This is a genomic window from Tritonibacter scottomollicae (assembly GCF_003003215.1).
In the GTDB taxonomy this organism is placed as follows: Bacteria; Pseudomonadota; Alphaproteobacteria; order Rhodobacterales; family Rhodobacteraceae; genus Epibacterium; species Epibacterium scottomollicae.
Genome location: NZ_PVUF01000005.1, coordinates 139478 through 155150 on the forward strand (window position 1 = coordinate 139478; position 15673 = coordinate 155150).

At 60.9% G+C, this 15673-nt stretch carries 13 protein-coding genes and 1 tRNA gene; 12 read left to right on the top strand and 2 right to left on the bottom strand.

Translation table 11 applies throughout. From position 1 onward, the window contains the following. The 9 genes from pdxH (at nucleotide 1) to CLV89_RS10445 (ending at nucleotide 11506) form a co-directional block, all read left to right on the top strand. The gene (gene pdxH, locus CLV89_RS10405) at nucleotides 1–636 is read left to right on the top strand and encodes a pyridoxamine 5'-phosphate oxidase (RefSeq protein WP_279327899.1); all 636 of its coding nucleotides are present in this window, start codon (nucleotides 1–3) and stop codon (nucleotides 634–636) included. A gap of 127 nt (nucleotides 637–763) precedes the next feature. Continuing rightward, a complete protein-coding gene (locus CLV89_RS10410; protein ID WP_106163600.1) occupies nucleotides 764–1306 on the top strand; it encodes a cold-shock protein in 543 nt (180 codons plus the stop codon). Then, on the top strand, nucleotides 1307–1780 hold the full coding sequence (locus CLV89_RS10415; RefSeq protein WP_106163601.1) for a DUF192 domain-containing protein: 474 nt from the start codon (nucleotides 1307–1309) through the stop codon (nucleotides 1778–1780). Nucleotides 1781–1823: 43 nt separating this feature from the next. Continuing rightward, nucleotides 1824–1900: transfer RNA gene (locus CLV89_RS10420), tRNA-Pro, on the top strand. An 822-nt stretch (nucleotides 1901–2722) separates the two neighbouring features. Further along, nucleotides 2723–6376 carry a vitamin B12-dependent ribonucleotide reductase gene (locus CLV89_RS10425; protein ID WP_106163602.1) on the top strand — a complete coding sequence of 1218 codons (3654 nt, stop codon included), beginning with the start codon at nucleotides 2723–2725 and terminating at the stop codon, nucleotides 6374–6376. A 548-nt stretch (nucleotides 6377–6924) separates the two neighbouring features. Then, nucleotides 6925–7491, top strand: a complete 567-nt coding sequence (locus tag CLV89_RS10430; protein ID WP_207796911.1) for a hypothetical protein — start codon at nucleotides 6925–6927, stop codon at nucleotides 7489–7491. Nucleotides 7492–7741: 250 nt separating this feature from the next. Further along, the gene (gene cysS / locus CLV89_RS10435) at nucleotides 7742–9115 is read left to right on the top strand and encodes a cysteine--tRNA ligase (protein WP_106163604.1); all 1374 of its coding nucleotides are present in this window, start codon (nucleotides 7742–7744) and stop codon (nucleotides 9113–9115) included. Beyond that, on the top strand, nucleotides 9112–10740 hold the full coding sequence (cimA, locus tag CLV89_RS10440; RefSeq protein WP_106163605.1) for a citramalate synthase: 1629 nt from the start codon (nucleotides 9112–9114) through the stop codon (nucleotides 10738–10740). The genes cysS and cimA overlap by 4 nt, the downstream gene beginning before the upstream one ends. After that, nucleotides 10730–11506 (top strand): squalene/phytoene synthase family protein, encoded by a 777-nt coding sequence (locus CLV89_RS10445; RefSeq protein ID WP_106163606.1) that lies wholly within the window; start codon nucleotides 10730–10732, stop codon nucleotides 11504–11506. The genes cimA and CLV89_RS10445 overlap by 11 nt, the downstream gene beginning before the upstream one ends. A gap of 23 nt (nucleotides 11507–11529) precedes the next feature. On the opposite strand, the gene CLV89_RS10450 is transcribed toward CLV89_RS10445, so the two are convergent. After that, the gene (locus CLV89_RS10450) at nucleotides 11530–12753 is read right to left on the bottom strand and encodes an MFS transporter (RefSeq protein WP_106163733.1); all 1224 of its coding nucleotides are present in this window, start codon (nucleotides 12751–12753) and stop codon (nucleotides 11530–11532) included. Between the two features lie 78 nt (nucleotides 12754–12831). Between CLV89_RS10450 and CLV89_RS10455 the strand changes: the two genes are divergently transcribed. Both CLV89_RS10455 and CLV89_RS10460 read left to right on the top strand, forming a co-directional pair. Further along, on the top strand, nucleotides 12832–13464 hold the full coding sequence (locus tag CLV89_RS10455; RefSeq protein WP_106163607.1) for a DNA-3-methyladenine glycosylase family protein: 633 nt from the start codon (nucleotides 12832–12834) through the stop codon (nucleotides 13462–13464). Beyond that, the gene (locus CLV89_RS10460) at nucleotides 13461–14126 is read left to right on the top strand and encodes an alpha/beta hydrolase (protein WP_106163608.1); all 666 of its coding nucleotides are present in this window, start codon (nucleotides 13461–13463) and stop codon (nucleotides 14124–14126) included. Before CLV89_RS10455 ends, CLV89_RS10460 begins: the two co-directional genes overlap by 4 nt. A 2-nt stretch (nucleotides 14127–14128) precedes the next feature. On the opposite strand, the gene CLV89_RS10465 is transcribed toward CLV89_RS10460, so the two are convergent. Next, nucleotides 14129–14812, bottom strand: coding sequence for a pseudouridine synthase (locus CLV89_RS10465; protein WP_106163609.1), 684 nt, complete (start codon nucleotides 14810–14812; stop codon nucleotides 14129–14131). A 258-nt stretch (nucleotides 14813–15070) separates the two neighbouring features. Between CLV89_RS10465 and CLV89_RS10470 the strand changes: the two genes are divergently transcribed. Continuing rightward, nucleotides 15071–15655: an HNH endonuclease gene (locus CLV89_RS10470; RefSeq protein WP_106163610.1), complete on the top strand. Its 585-nt coding sequence runs from the start codon at nucleotides 15071–15073 to the stop codon at nucleotides 15653–15655. Nucleotides 15656–15673: the final 18 nt, after the last annotated feature.

Here is a 15673-nt window from a genome sequence, read left to right on the forward strand (position 1 = left end):
CTGCCTCAACAAGCAAGGACAAGGTACAGAATGTCGGACCGAGAAGGACTGTTCGCGGGAGATGACCCGTTCGAAATCGCGCGCCAGTGGCTGACGGAAGCTGAGGCCACGGAACCCAATGACCCCAATGCCATCGCGCTGGCGACCGTGGATGCCTCCGGCATGCCCAATAGCCGCATGGTATTGCTGAAGGAAATTGAAAACGCCGCCTTCGTTTTCTATACCAACTACGAGAGCGCAAAGGCCCAGGAACTTGACGCCAGCGGCACGGCATCCTTCGTGATGCATTGGAAATCGCTGCGCCGGCAAATCCGGGTCCGCGGCCATATCGAGCGCGAAGACGGACCGCAGGCGGATGCCTATTTCGAATCCCGCTCCCTGAAGAGCCGTCTTGGGGCCTGGGCCTCCCAGCAATCCCGGCCTCTGTCGTCCAGAAATGCACTGCTGGCCGAGGTCGCCAAGGTGACAGCGACCAAGGGCACGAATCCCAAACGTCCCCATTTCTGGGGAGGGTACCGCCTGATGCCGATCGAGATCGAATTCTGGGCAGATGGTGCGTTCAGGCTGCATGACCGCTTTGTCTGGCGGCGGGGAAGTGCAGAGGATGATTGGACAATTACGCGCCTTAGCCCGTAAGTTCACGCTACGTCACATTTTCTTATATCCAACATTTTCCGACTATTTTGCTCTTGAAACTTCATGCGAAAATCGCGCAGTTAGGCGAGCAACACGGAAATAACAAACGAACCGGTGGAATTCGCAAATGGCCGAAGACTTGAGCAGTTTGCAGCATGTCCGTGGACTAGTGAAGTGGTTTGACCCTGCAAAAGGCTATGGATTTATCGTCTGTCCTGACGATGGTCCGGACATCCTTTTGCATGTAAATGTCCTGCGCAATTTCGGTCAGAGCTCCATCGCGGATGGGGCCGGGATCGAGGTTGTCACCCATCGCACTGATCGCGGTGTGCAAGCGGTCGAAGTGATTGCGATCACGCCGCCGGAACGCGAGGACACACCTGTCCTCAGCGACCTTGCAGAGATGAACGCGGACGAAATCAGCAGCACGCCGCTGGAGCCTGCGCGTGTTAAATGGTTCGACAAGGCCAAGGGCTTTGGCTTTGCCAACATATTCGGCCGCGACGAGGATGTTTTCCTGCACGTCGAGGTTCTGCGTCAGTCCGGCCTGTCAGATGTACAATCCGGCGAGGCGCTGGCGATGCGCGTCATTGATGGCAAACGCGGTCACATGGCCGTGGAAGTCCTGGCTTGGGAGGCCGCCATGGGCGACCCGGAGCATAGAAGCTAAATGCGCAAGGCGGTGGCGACATATCTCGGCGCCGCCCTGGTATGGCTGGCAGCCACAAGCGCCAGCGCCACCTGCGCGCGCGATCATGTCGACCTGCGCGGTCCGTGGGGGCAGGCGCGGTTTTCCGTAGAAATCGCTGATACACCGGACAGCCGGGCAACGGGGTTGATGCATCGCGCTGAAATGCCCGCGCGTTCCGGTATGTTGTTCGTCTATGACCGACCGCAGCGCGTGGCCTTTTGGATGAAGAACACCCTGATCCCGCTCGACATGATTTTTGTTGGCGCGGATGGTGTCGTGAGTAGTATCCATGAGAATGCTGTGCCGGGCGATCTGACCTCCATTTTCGGTGGAGATCAGGTGTTTGTGGTGCTCGAAGTCAACGCTGGCATCGTCGAGTCCTATGGCATCTCCGTCGGTAGCGAGATGCGGCATGAAGTTTTTTCGCCTGAAACTGCAAAATGGTCCTGTTAGGGCTTTTCAATCCCAAACTTCACAGCTAGGAAGACGCACGGTCCGGGGCGTGGCGCAGTCTGGTAGCGCACCTGTTTTGGGTACAGGGGGTCGTGAGTTCGAATCTCGCCGCCCCGACCACTTCTTCCTCTCTTGTAAGAAATCCCTGTCCCTTGGTTCACGAAAGTGAACCGAGCCGCCTCCGGGGGAGAGCGCGCGTCGCACGCACCCCTAGGGTCTGGCCGTGTCTAAAGGCAGGGTGTCGGTTCATCACCAGAATCAAAGAATCACACCAAGGCTTGCGGACGCGTCGTCACGCTGCGGGCACATCTGGTATTTACCTTTCGTTTAGAAGTTGACGCGACAGAGCATCAAATTGACCTGCCGGACGCGTGATGAACGCACGAAAAATTTGCGATCTGCGGCCACCGACTGACAAGCGTTGCAAAAGGACCGCAACTTGTCGGCGTAGCCGATTATGAGGCGTGGCATGCGGGTTTCCGGAGCCGCCGAAACCCGTCGCGGCATTCAGGTGGATGACCTCGTTACAGCAACCCCCTCGCAATGCGTGAGTTTTCAGCTTTCGTTAACCAAACGGTCAAGCGGGGATTGCGGCAGCCGGGGATGTGGATGAATCATATCGCAGTGGCGACCCTCCAAACCGTTAAACTGGTCAACTCAATTGTGCCCCGTAAAATTTGAATTTTCACGTTGACCACCTTGGGTGACTTACGCGACATTGTATGTGCCGCTAGGGGGCGCCACTAAATCTTGATGTGATTGAGCAGCCGCTCCCATCCGCAGTGCTAAGTGTAAAACCGTTAAATTCAGACCAGCACATGGTCTGCGCGCGTTGGAACAGCCGACGCCGCCCGAGAGGTTTTCTCTGCGCATTGCGTGGCATTTGATGCAGGCGTAACAGCGCCGAAACCGCAAGCCGGACTATTTGGGACAGGTGTAACCATGAAGATCGAACGTCGTTTCACAGAAGCAGGGCAGGATGCTTACGCGTCTTTGGATTTCATCGGGGCGACGTCCGAAATCCGCAATCCGGATGGCTCCATCGTGTTCCGTCTCGAGGGCATCGAAGTGCCCGCGTCCTGGAGCCAGGTGGCCAGCGATGTCATTGCACAGAAGTACTTCCGCAAGGCCGGTGTCCCGTCCCGCCTGAAGAAGGTTCGCGAGAAAGGCGTTCCGGAATTCCTGTGGCGCTCGGTTCCGGCGGATGACGACGTTGAGATGGGTGGCGAGACCTCTTCCAAACAGGTGTTTGACCGTCTGGCCGGCGCCTGGACCTATTGGGGCTGGAAGGGCGGCTATTTCACCACCGAAGAGGACGCCCGCGCCTATTTCGACGAGATGCGTCACATGCTGGCAAGCCAACGCGCGGCGCCCAACAGCCCGCAGTGGTTCAACACCGGCCTGCACTGGGCCTATGGCATCGACGGCCCGGCACAGGGGCACCATTATGTCGACTACAAGACCGGCAAGCTGACCAAATCCGACAGTGCGTATGAGCATCCGCAACCGCATGCCTGCTTCATCCAGTCCGTCTCGGACGATCTGGTGCAAGATGGTGGCATCATGGATCTCTGGGTGCGCGAGGCGCGCCTGTTCAAATATGGCTCCGGTACCGGCACCAACTTCAGCCATCTGCGGGCCGAGGGCGAAACGCTCTCTGGCGGTGGCAAGTCCTCGGGCCTCATGGGATTTCTAAAGATCGGAGACCGGGCCGCCGGCGCGATCAAATCAGGCGGCACAACCCGTCGAGCAGCGAAGATGGTGATCGTGGACGCCGATCACCCCGATATCGAACAGTTCATCGACTGGAAGGTGATTGAGGAGCAAAAAGTCGCCTCCATCGTGGCCGGTTCGAAAATGCACGAGAAGATGCTGAACGGCATCTTTGCAGCCCTCCGGAGCTGGGACGGTCTGGCAGAGGACGCCTATGATCCTGCCGAGAACACGGCCCTGAAGCAAGCGATCCGCGAAGCCAAGAAGGTCGCGATTCCGGAGACTTACATCAAACGCGTGCTGGATTACGCCCGTCAGGGCTATGACAGTATCGAGTTCCCGACCTACGACACCGATTGGGACTCCGAGGCCTATTCCTCGGTCTCCGGCCAGAACTCCAACAACTCCATCCGGGTCACCAATGCATTCCTGCATGCGGTTGAAAAGGATGCCGATTGGGAGTTGATCAACCGGACCGACGGACGTGTCGCGCGGACCGTGAAAGCACGGGATCTGTGGGAGAAGGTTGGCCATGCCGCCTGGGCCTGCGCCGATCCGGGCATCCAGTTCCACGACACCGTCAACGAGTGGCACACCTGCCCCGAAGATGGCGAGATCCGCGGCTCGAACCCCTGTTCGGAGTATATGTTCCTCGACGACACCGCCTGCAACCTGGCGTCGCTGAACCTGCTGACCTTCTATAAGGGCGGCGTGTTTCAGGCCGAGGACTTCATGCATGCCAGCCGTCTGTGGACGCTGACGCTGGAAATCTCGGTAATGATGGCGCAGTTCCCGTCCAAGGAAATCGCGCAGCTGTCCTATGACTTCCGCACGCTGGGTCTGGGCTATGCCAACATCGGCGGCCTGTTGATGAATATGGGCTACAGCTATGACAGCGACGAGGGGCGCGCACTCTGCGGTTCGCTCACCGCGATCATGACCGGTGTGGCCTATGCGACCTCGGCCGAGATCGCATCCGAACTGGGGCCGTTCCCGAGCTACGCGCGCAACGCCGATCACATGCTGCGGGTAATGCGCAACCACCGCACCGCTGCCTACGGTGCCACCGAGGGCTATGATAAGCTCACCGTGAAGCCGGTGCCGCTGGACCTGCAAAACTGCCCCGATGCACGGCTGACGGAACTGGCGATGAGCGCCTGGGACGAGGCGGTGTCCTTAGGTGAGAAACACGGCTATCGAAACGCGCAATCGACCGTGATCGCGCCCACTGGCACCATCGGTCTGGTGATGGACTGCGACACCACCGGGATCGAGCCGGACTTTGCATTGGTGAAGTTCAAGAAACTCGCAGGCGGCGGCTATTTCAAGATCATCAACCGCTCGGTGCCCTCGGCGCTGGAAGGGCTCGGCTATTCCTCCGCGCAGATCGAAGAGATCGTGTCTTATGCGGTCGGCCATGGCTCCATTGGCAACGCGCCGGGGATCAATCACACCTCGCTGACCGGACATGGCTTTGGCCCCAATGAGCTGGCAAAGGTCGACGCCGCGCTGGAAAGCGCCTTCGACATCCGGTTCGTGTTCAACCAATGGACCCTGGGCGAAGAGTTCTGCACCGGTGTCCTCGGCATTCCAGCGGACAAGCTGAACGATGCCGCCTTTGATCTGTTGCGCCATCTGGGCTTTACCAAGGCGGACATCGACGCGGCCAACGATCATGTCTGCGGCACCATGACCCTGGAGGGCGCGCCGCACCTCAAGGAAGAGCATTACTCGATCTTCGATTGTGCCAACCCTTGCGGCAAAAAAGGCAAGCGTTATCTGGGCGTTGACAGCCACATCAAGATGATGGCCGCCGCACAGAGCTTTATCTCCGGTGCGATCTCCAAGACCATCAACATGCCCAATGATGCCACCATCGAGGATTGTCAGAAGGCCTATGAGCTGAGCTGGTCGCTCGGCGTGAAGGCCAATGCGCTCTATCGTGATGGGTCCAAGCTGAGCCAACCGCTGGCCGCCGCATTGGTGGAAGATGACGACGAGGCCGCCGAGATCCTCGAGAGCGGATCGGTGCCGGAAAAGGCAGCGACGCTCGCCGAGAAGATCGTCGAGAAAGTTGTCATCAAGGAAATCATGAAGTCGCATCGCACCAAGATGCCGCAGCGCCGCAAGGGCTATACGCAGAAGGCGGTTGTTGGCGGGCACAAGGTCTATCTGCGCACCGGCGAGTATGAGGACGGCAACCTTGGCGAGATCTTCATCGACATGCACAAGGAAGGCGCGGGCTTCCGGGCGATGATGAACAACTTCGCCATCGCCGTGTCGGTCGGGCTGCAATACGGGGTTCCGCTGGAGGAGTTTGTCGATGCCTTCACCTTCACCAAATTCGAACCCGCCGGCATGGTGCAGGGCAACGACTCGATCAAGAACGCCACCTCGATCCTCGACTATGTGTTCCGCGAACTGGCGGTGAGCTACCTCGACCGCACCGATTTGGCGCATGTGAAGCCCGAGGGCGCAAGTTTTGATGATCTGGGCCGGGGCGAAGCGGAAGAAGGGGTCTCCAACCTCTCCGAGCTGAGCGACGGCGCGGCCTCGAAATCGCTGGAGGTGCTGAAGCAGATTTCCTCCAGCGGCTATCTGCGCAAACGCCTGCCGCAGGAGCTGGTGGTGCTGCAGGGTGGCCAGACCAGCATCGCGGTGACCGCGCTTGACGGCAGCAAGGATCCGGTTTCGGCACTGCAGACCTTGGTGCCGGAAACCTCCGAAGCGCCTGCGATGGCGGGCGGCATGGATGCGCGCACCAAGGCCAGAATGCAGGGCTACGAGGGCGATCCCTGCGGCGACTGTGGCAACTACACACTGGTGCGCAACGGCACCTGCATGAAATGCAACACCTGCGGCTCCACCTCGGGCTGCAGCTGACGAGATCTCCCGGCGCGACCTGCGCCGGGGCTGCGAACCGCATCCGAAGGCACACCACCTTGGGCGATGCGTAGGGGAGTGGGAGGCCCGTTTGGGCGTCACATCCCCGACGAAACAGGAAGCGGCGTTCCAAGCGCCCTTTCGCATGGATCAAAGGCACCCGACCCGGGCCTTTGACACCTGTCTGGAGTGGGTGCGCTCACTCCATACGCCGAGAAGGACCAGGCAAGAAAAAAACACCGGGCGGTCAACGAAACGAGCCTGATCGGCGAACCTGACCTCCTCTGTTTCAGAGGGGGTCTTTTTGTGTGTTGTCATGTGCTTACAGGGGGAGATGAATGCCGCGCTGGGTGCTGTTGTCTGGACTGGTGTCCGGGGGAGAGAGGCTCAGAGCGCAGCAAGTGGTCTGAGCGTTAAATTGTTCTCGCCAACGCGTAACTTGAACGAAGTGTTAAGCATAATGGACGACTGTGCTGATGGGGGGACGCGGTCGTCTTCTGCATCCCACTCGCATTGACAACACTCCCGCAAAACGCCGGCGCTGCCAGATGAAAGGCACTCCCATGATGTCCCTCCCGCTCTTGATCTCGCCGCTCTGCTCGATCCGGTCTGGGCTGGCGTTTGGGTTCGGCGTCGGATCGCTTGTTCTGTCCGTCAGCGCGCTTTGGGCCGGAGAGGTGGAGCATGATTGGTCAGGTCGTTTTCTCGGCGCGATCGCCGTACCGCCACAGATGGCGCTGCAGCCACCAACGGCCCTTATGAAGATCCGCGATATGCCGTCCACAGCTGCCGAGCCGCGCGCTTTCCCGCAGCATCAGGCAAGCGGCACGCCGGGCGGTGGCTCGAATCTGTGGCAGGGCGGCGCACGGCGTTCGCCAGCTGCGGAGAGACAGGTCCACACCACGCCGCCCTTCCGCAGCGGATTGCAAATTGTTCAGCCGAGGATCGGAGCTGCCGGACTGGCGCCGGGTGCGCTGGGGCTTGGGTGGGGTGTGGAAGTGTCATCGCAGGTCTACCTGCGGGGCAGCGTGTTTGGACGTGAGGATGGCGAGGGCGGCTATTCGCTGTCACCGGAGAACCGGCAGCTCGCCCTCACAGCGTCGTTCCGTTTTTGACCCGCGCGCCGGTAACGCATCTCCTTGCTTCGCAGAAATGCTTGGCGGATCGCACTGGCTGTGCTACGCCCACAGTCATGGCACGATTTGAAACCCTGATTATCATCTGTATTGCCTGCTGATTTTCAGCGGGCTGGTTTCTGTCGTTCCCTTCCATATGACAAGTTGCTAAGCCCGCGCTGCGCGCAGCGCTGTGGGGGAGCCGTATCCCGCCGTGCTGCTGGGCCGACTTGTTGTCGAAGGAGCTGACATGACGACGATCAAACTGCACAACACCAAGAGCCGGTCGAAAGAGGCCTTTGCGCCGATCGATCCCCAGAACGTGCGGATGTATGTCTGCGGCCCGACCGTCTATGACCGGGCCCATCTCGGCAATGCGCGGCCCGTGGTTGTGTTCGACGTGCTGTTCCGGCTGCTGCGCCATGTCTACGGCGCGGATCACGTGACCTATGCGCGCAACTTCACCGACGTGGATGACAAGATCAACGCCCGCGCCGCCGAAAGTGGCCGCGAGATCGGTGAGATCACCGCCGAGACCACCCAGTGGTTCCTCGACGACATGGGCGCGCTTGGCGCGTTGGAGCCGACGCATATGCCGCGTGCGACGCAGTATATCCCGCAGATGGTTGCGATGATTGCGGATCTGATCGACCGCGGCCATGCCTATGCTGCCGAAGGCCATGTCCTGTTTGCGGTGGACTCCTGGCGCGAGGGGTATGGTCAGCTTTCGGGCCGGTCGGTCGATGACATGATCGCGGGGGCGCGGGTGGAAGTGGCGCCTTACAAGAAAAACCCGATGGATTTTGTGCTGTGGAAACCCTCGGATGCGGAACAGCCGGGGTGGGAGAGCCCCTGGGGACGGGGGCGTCCGGGCTGGCATATCGAATGCTCGGCGATGAGCCATGATCTCTTGGGCGAGAGTTTCGACATTCACGGTGGCGGCAATGATCTGATGTTCCCGCATCATGAGAACGAGATCGCCCAAAGCTGCTGCGCCAACCCCAAGGGGGAGTTCGCGCGCTACTGGCTGCACAACGAGATGCTGCAGGTCGAGGGCAAGAAGATGTCCAAGTCCCTGGGCAATTTCTTTACCGTGCGTGATTTGCTGGACAAGGGTGTGCCGGGTGAGGTCGTGCGGTTTGTGTTCCTGCAGACCCATTATCGCAAGCCGATGGACTGGACCGAGAAGAAGGCCGCGGTGGCCGAGGCGACGTTGCGCAAGTGGCGGGCACTGACGGCGGGCATCGAGCCCACCGCCAGCGCTGCTGCCGCGGTCGTTGACGCGCTGGCGGATGATCTCAATACCGCTGGCGCCATTGCAGAGATGCACAAGCTGGCAGCTGCGGGCGATGCCGCCGGTTTGCTGGCGGCGGGACAGTTGCTGGGGCTTTTGAGCGAAGACATGGGCGCATGGGCCAAAGGGCCTGTTGTCGATCTCTCTGCGCATGAGGCACAGCTGTTTGCGGCACGCCAAGCGGCGATGGAAACCAAGGACTTTGCCGAGGTGGATCGCCTCAAGGCCGCCTATACCGAGGCGGGGCTGGAAGTGCGCATGTCAAAAACCGGTGTGGAACTTGTGCCCGGCACAGGGTTTGACGCGGCCAAGCTGGAGGGGCTGGAATGACGGAACGGCTCTACCTTTATGACACCACTCTGCGCGACGGGCAGCAGACGCAGGGGGTGCAATTCTCCACGTTAGAAAAAAAGCAGATCGCCCAGGCGCTTGACGACCTAGGTGTGGACTACATCGAGGGCGGCTGGCCCGGTGCCAACCCGACCGACAGTGCCTTTTTCGATGAGGCACCCGAGACCCGCGCGACGCTTACGGCCTTTGGCATGACCAAGCGGGCAGGGCGCTCGGCAGAGAATGACGATGTGCTGGCGGCGGTGATGAACGCGGGCACCAAGAGCGTCTGTCTGGTGGGCAAGTCGCATGACTATCATGTGACTGCTGCGCTGGGGATCACGCTTGAAGAGAACCTCGACAATATCGCCCAGTCGGTGGCGCATATCGCGGCGCAGGGACGTGAGGCGCTGTTTGATGCCGAGCATTTCTTTGACGGCTATAAGGCCAATCCAGACTATGCGCTGGCGGCCTGTCGTGCGGCGCTGGAGGCGGGCGCGCGCTGGGTTGTTCTGTGCGACACCAATGGCGGGACGCTGCCGCATGAGGTCCACCGCATCGTATCCGAGGTGATCGCTGCGGGGCTGCCGGGCGACCATTTGGGCATTCACACCCATAACGACACAGAAAACGCGGTTGGCTGTTCGCTGGCGGCGGTGGATGCGGGCGTGCGCCAGATCCAAGGCACGCTCAACGGTCTGGGCGAGCGCTGCGGCAATGCCAATCTCACCACCCTGATCCCGACTTTGTTGCTGAAAGAGCCATACGCCAGCACCTATGAGACCGGAGTGCCGCAGGGCGCGCTGGCGCGGCTGACGACGGTAAGCCGGATGCTGGACGAGATCCTCAACCGGGTGCCGCAGAAACAGGCGGCCTATGTGGGGGCCTCGGCCTTTGCACATAAAGCGGGTCTGCATGCGAGTGCGATCCTCAAGGATCCCTCGACATATGAACATATTGAGCCTGCGGTGGTCGGCAACAGCCGCATCATCCCGATGTCCAATCAGGCCGGGCAATCGAACCTGCGCCGCCGTCTGGCTGAGGCCGGTATCGAGGTCGAAAAGGGCGATCCCGCGCTGGGGCGCATTCTGGAGCGCGTGAAGGAGCGTGAAACCGAAGGTTATTCCTACGACACCGCGCAGGCCTCGTTCGAGCTGCTGGCACGGGATGAGCTGGGCCAGATGCCGCAGTTCTTTGAGGTCAAGCGCTACAAGGTCACCGTGGAGCGGCGCAAAAACAAATACGACCGCATGGTCAGCCTGTCGGAGGCCGTCGTGGTGGTCAAGGTCGACGGAGAAAAGCTGCTCTCCGTCAGCGAATCCCTCGACGAGACCGGCAGCGACCGTGGCCCGGTGAACGCGCTGGCCAAGGCGCTGCGCAAGGATTTGGGGCGCTATTCCAAGGTGTTGGACGACATGCGGCTGGTCGACTTCAAGGTGCGGATCACCCAGGGCGGCACCGAGGCTGTGACCCGCGTCATCATCGACAGCGAAGACGGCAAAGGGCGGCGCTGGTCGACGGTTGGCGTCAGCCCGAACATATTGGATGCGTCTTTCGATGCGCTGCTGGATGCGATGAACTGGAAGCTTCTGCGCGATGCGGCCGAGGTGGTGGATGCAGTTTGACGATGATCTGATCGCCTGCGCCGAAGCGGTTCAGAAAGGCGATCCGGATCGCTTTATGGCCGCTATGGCCGCACCGGTTGAGGCGCGGCCGCTGCTGTTTGCGCTCTATGCCTTTAACATCGAGATGTCGCGCGCGCCCTGGGCCAGTCAGGAGAGCATGATTGCCGAGATGCGTGTGCAATGGTGGCGCGATGTCGGGGCGGAGATCGCATCCGGTGGGCAGGTGCGCCGGCATTATGTTTCGACACCGCTGGCGCGGCTGGTCAACCACGAGGCGGCGCAGGTCATTGATGCGATGGCGGAGGCGCGGCGCTGGGATATCTACCGCGATCCGTTCGAGGATGAGGCGGCGTTTGACGCTTATATCCACGCCACCGCGGGCGGCCTGATGTGGATGGCGGCGGCCTCGCTGGGGGAGGCCGAAGAGCGCGTGGTGCGCGACTACGCCTATGCGGCGGGGCTTGCGGCCTATCTGCGCGCTATTCCTGAGCTGGAGGCGCAGAAACGCGTGCCCTTGTTGGATGGCACGACCGCCGGGATTGTCCGTCTGGCCGAGCGTGGATTGGACCGGCTTGCCGCCGCCAGACGCGATCGGCGGGCAATCTCCGCCGCGGCAAGCGCAGCCTTGCTGCCCGGTTGGCAAGCGGAAGCCCTACTGAAGCAGATTCGAGCGGAGCCGGAGCGGGTGGGCGCAGGCGCGCTTGGTGTCAGTGAGTTTCGCAGACGGGTGTCCTTGATGTGGCAGGCCGGCACCGGGCGCTGGTAACACGCCCCCGGTGCAAACTGCGATCAGGCGGTGGCGGATTTGGGTTTGAGCACCAACCAGATCAACGCGCCACCCGCCAGCACCAGGAAGGGCGCCATCGCCATGTTGACGGCGGCCCAGCCCTCGACCGGGTTGCCGCCAGAGCAGTTCATCAACCCGCCAGAGGCCACAGAGGCGACGGTCACGCCACCAAACACCATCAGGTCGTTGAGACCCTGCATGCGACCGCGCTCATGGGCCTCATGTGCGCCCGCCAGCATAGTGGTCGCGCCGATGAAGCCAAAGTTCCAGCCCACACCCAGCAGGATCAGCGCGATAAAGAAGTTGCCCAGCTCGACCCCTTGCAACGCAACCGCACCGGCGCCCGCAAGGATCACCAGCCCGGCGCCCACGATCTTCTCAACGCCGAACCGTGCAATCAGGTGGCCGGTAAAGAAGGACGGCACATACATCGCCAGAACATGCCAGGTCACGACGTCCGCCGCCGTGTTCTGACTGAAACCGCAACCGACCACTGCGAGCGGTGTTGAGGTCATCACCAAGTTCATCAACGCGTAAGAGACCATGGCACAGATCACCGCCACGGCGATCGTCGGCGTTTTCAGCAGTTCCAACCGGCTGCGCCCTGCAGGGGCGTCTTCCTTGGGGGCTTCGGGGCGAGGAATGCGGAGGAAAGCAAAGAGCCCAACGCCCAGCACATTCACCGCGATCACCGCCATATAAGTGCCGAGGAAGGGAATGACGAAGGCATCGCTGGTGGCTTTCACCAGTTGCGGGCCGACGATGGCGGACAACAGACCACCGGCCATGACGTAGGAGATCGCCTTTGGACGGAAGCTGTCTGACGCAGTGTCGGCGGCGGCAAAGCGGTAAAAGCCCTGCGCACTCATATAGATACCGGTGAGGGCGCTGCCCACGAGGAACACCGGGAAGGACCCGAGGTAGAGACCGTAGCCGCCAATCAAGCCACCCAGCGCGCCGCCCGTGGCGCCAATGGCAAATCCGGCGCGGCGCCCGAAGCGCTGCATGATCGCCGAGATTGGCGTGGCCGAGAGCATCGAGCCTGCGACGATCAGCGAAATCGGCAGCGTCGCAAGACAGGGGTTGGTCGCAAGCGATTGACCAGCCAGACCGCCGACGATGAAAATCATCGGCATCTGCGCGCCCAGAAAGGCCTGTGCGAGCACAAGAATCAGGACATTGCGCTTTGCAATATGGTCGTCGGGGGCAGGAGCGGTCATAGTCATGGCAATTGCGTAGCCCTGAACAGGTGAAGGAACAAGCAGCGTGATATGCACCAATACAATTTTGGCGAGACCCTCCATATGACGGTTGGTCGCATTATCGAAACACCCGCTTGTGTGGCTGAGGGGGCCGCATGGCTGGCAGCGCGGGATCCGCGCTTTGCGCAGGCGCTTTCGGTGACCGGGCCATTGCCGCTCAGACGTAAGCCCGATGGGTTTGCGCAGCTTCTGAGCGCCATTGTCAGCCAGCAGGTCTCAGTGGCGTCGGCCAATGCGATCTGGAACCGCCTGCGGGATGCAAAGCTCACGGGCCCGCGCAAGATCCTCTGGGCAACGGATGACGATCTGCGTGCCGTCGGCCTCAGCCGCCAGAAGATCCGATACGCCCGCGCACTGGCGGAGGCGCGCATTGATTTCAATGCGTTACGCGGCATCCCTACAGCGGATGTGATCGCAGAGCTGACGCAAGTTTCGGGCATTGGTGTCTGGACAGCAGAGATTTACGCGATGTTCTCCTTGGGACGTGCGGATGTCTTTGCGCCGGGTGATTTGGCCCTGCAGGAAAGCGCGCGGCTGTTGTTTGATCTGCCCGAACGCCCGAAGGAACGTGCCCTGCGAGACATGGCCGACGCGTGGTCGCCGTGGCGATCGGTTGCGGCGCGGCTATTGTGGGCCTATTACCATGTGGCAAAGGACAGGGAAGGGATCCGATGACACGCGTTTTGACTGCCGGCCGCAAAGAGCCGCTCTCTGGTGACACACGTTCTGCGGTGGTATTTCTGCATGGCTATGGTGCCAATGGGGCGGATCTCCTCGGGCTCGCCGACCCTCTGGCCGAACATTTGCCGGACACATTGTTTGTCGCCCCCGATGCGCCGGAGGCCTGCGCTGGGGCACCGATGGGGTTTCAGTGGTTCCCGATCCCGTGGATCGACGGCTCCTCGGAAGAAGAATCCATGCGCGGCATGTCGGCAGCAGTGGATGACCTCAACGCCTTTCTCGATGCATTCATGGTCGACGAGGATTTGCTGCCAGAACAGGTGGTTCTGCTGGGCTTCTCGCAAGGCACCATGATGGCGCTGCATGTGGCACCGCGCCGCGAAGATCCGGTGGCGGGGATTGTTGCCTTCTCCGGTCGCCTGCTGTCGCCGGACACCTTCAGCGATGAGGTCGTGAGCCGGATGCCGGTGCTTCTGGTGCATGGCGATGAGGATGACGTGGTGCCGCCGCAATCACTGCCACAGGCGGCCGAAGCGCTGCAGGAAGCAGGCTTTCAGGATGTGTTTGCCCATGTGATGAAGGGCACCGGTCATGGGATCGCGCCCGATGGGCTGAGCGTGGCCTTGGCCTTCATGCGCGACAAGTTGAGCCTCTGACCCTAGCGCGTTGATTTGGATCGTGGTTTGCGGCGCTTTGAGGGAGGCCTTGAAGCGCCGTTTTCCGTATCTCGTGGCTCTGGCTTTCGGCGCGGTGGTTTTTGCGAGGGCTTTGGCGGGCCCGGAACGCGCGGCGGATCCAGGTCATCCCATGTGCCCTGCGCCAGCCCGTCCAGGGTCCAGGCGCCGATCGCATAGCGGATCAGCCGCAAGGTCGGGTATCCGACAGCTGCGGTCATGCGGCGGACTTGTCGGTTCTTGCCCTCGGTGATCTTCAACTCCAGCCAGGAGGTGGGCACGGATTTGCGTTCCCGGATCGGCGGGGTACGGGCCCAGAGCCCAGGCGGTTCGCTCATCAGACGCGCTTTCGCAGAGCGGGTCATTCCATCCTTTAGTTCAACACCTTGGCGGAGGCACTTGATGTCGTCGTCCGACGGTTGCCCTTCGACCTGAACCCAATAGGTCTTCTCCATCTTGTGCTTGGGATCGCTGATCCAAGCCTGCAGCCGACCTGTGTCGGTCAGCAACATCAACCCCTCGCTGTCGCGATCCAACCGTCCCGCGGGATAGACACCGGGACACTCTATATAGGTGCTTAGCGTCGGGCGGGCGGCGCCTTCAGTGCCGCGATCAGTGAATTGCGGCAGAACATCAAAGGGCTTGTTGAAGCGGATCAATCGGGTCATGGGCCTGGTCCTACGCCGCACAGCAGAGCCGCGCAAGCACGCGGTGCCGCGACCGGTAGATGCCGCTTTGCGGAATGACGGATTTTTGGGCTGTGGATAACTGTCACGCATCTGTAACGGAATCATCTTATTCCACGCGATATCTGGTGTATCGTTGGGGCTTGTCAGGTCCCCGCCACGATATATAGTCAAACATATGCTGGGGCGGGTTCCCCGCTCTGGTGCCGTATCGAGGCAAGCAGGGCGAGGAAGACGTTGATGGACGGAGACTTCAGGACAGAATTCGTAAGGGAGCCAGGCGCTCTGAAGCAGCATCCGGCGTTGGTGCTCAATGCGGATTATCGTCCTTTGTCATACTATCCTCTGTCACTCTGGCCGTGGCAGGATGCCGTGAAAGCCGCCTGGCTGGATCGGGTCGCCATCGTGGCCGAGTATGACGAGGTCGTGCGCAGTCCGAGTACCGAGATCCGAATACCTTCGGTTGTTGTGCTCAAAGACTATGTAAAACCCCAAAAGCGCGTGGCCTTCACGCGCTTTAATTTATTCTTGAGGGATGAATTTCACTGCCAGTACTGCGGCGCAAGGGGCGATCTGACCTTTGACCATGTGGTGCCGCGTGCCGCCGGTGGGGTCACCAGCTGGGAGAATGTGGTTGCAGCCTGTTCGAGCTGCAATCTGAAAAAGGGGTCAAAGTCGCTGCATCGCGCCGGCATGTCCCTGCGCAAACCGCCGCGCCGTCCGGGCGCAGAGGAGCTGCGTAACACGGGCCGCAAGTTTCCGCCCGGGTATCTGCATGAAAGCTGGATGGACTATCTGTATTGGGACAGCGAGCTGGAAGCTTGATCCCGTTGTTTTGAAACA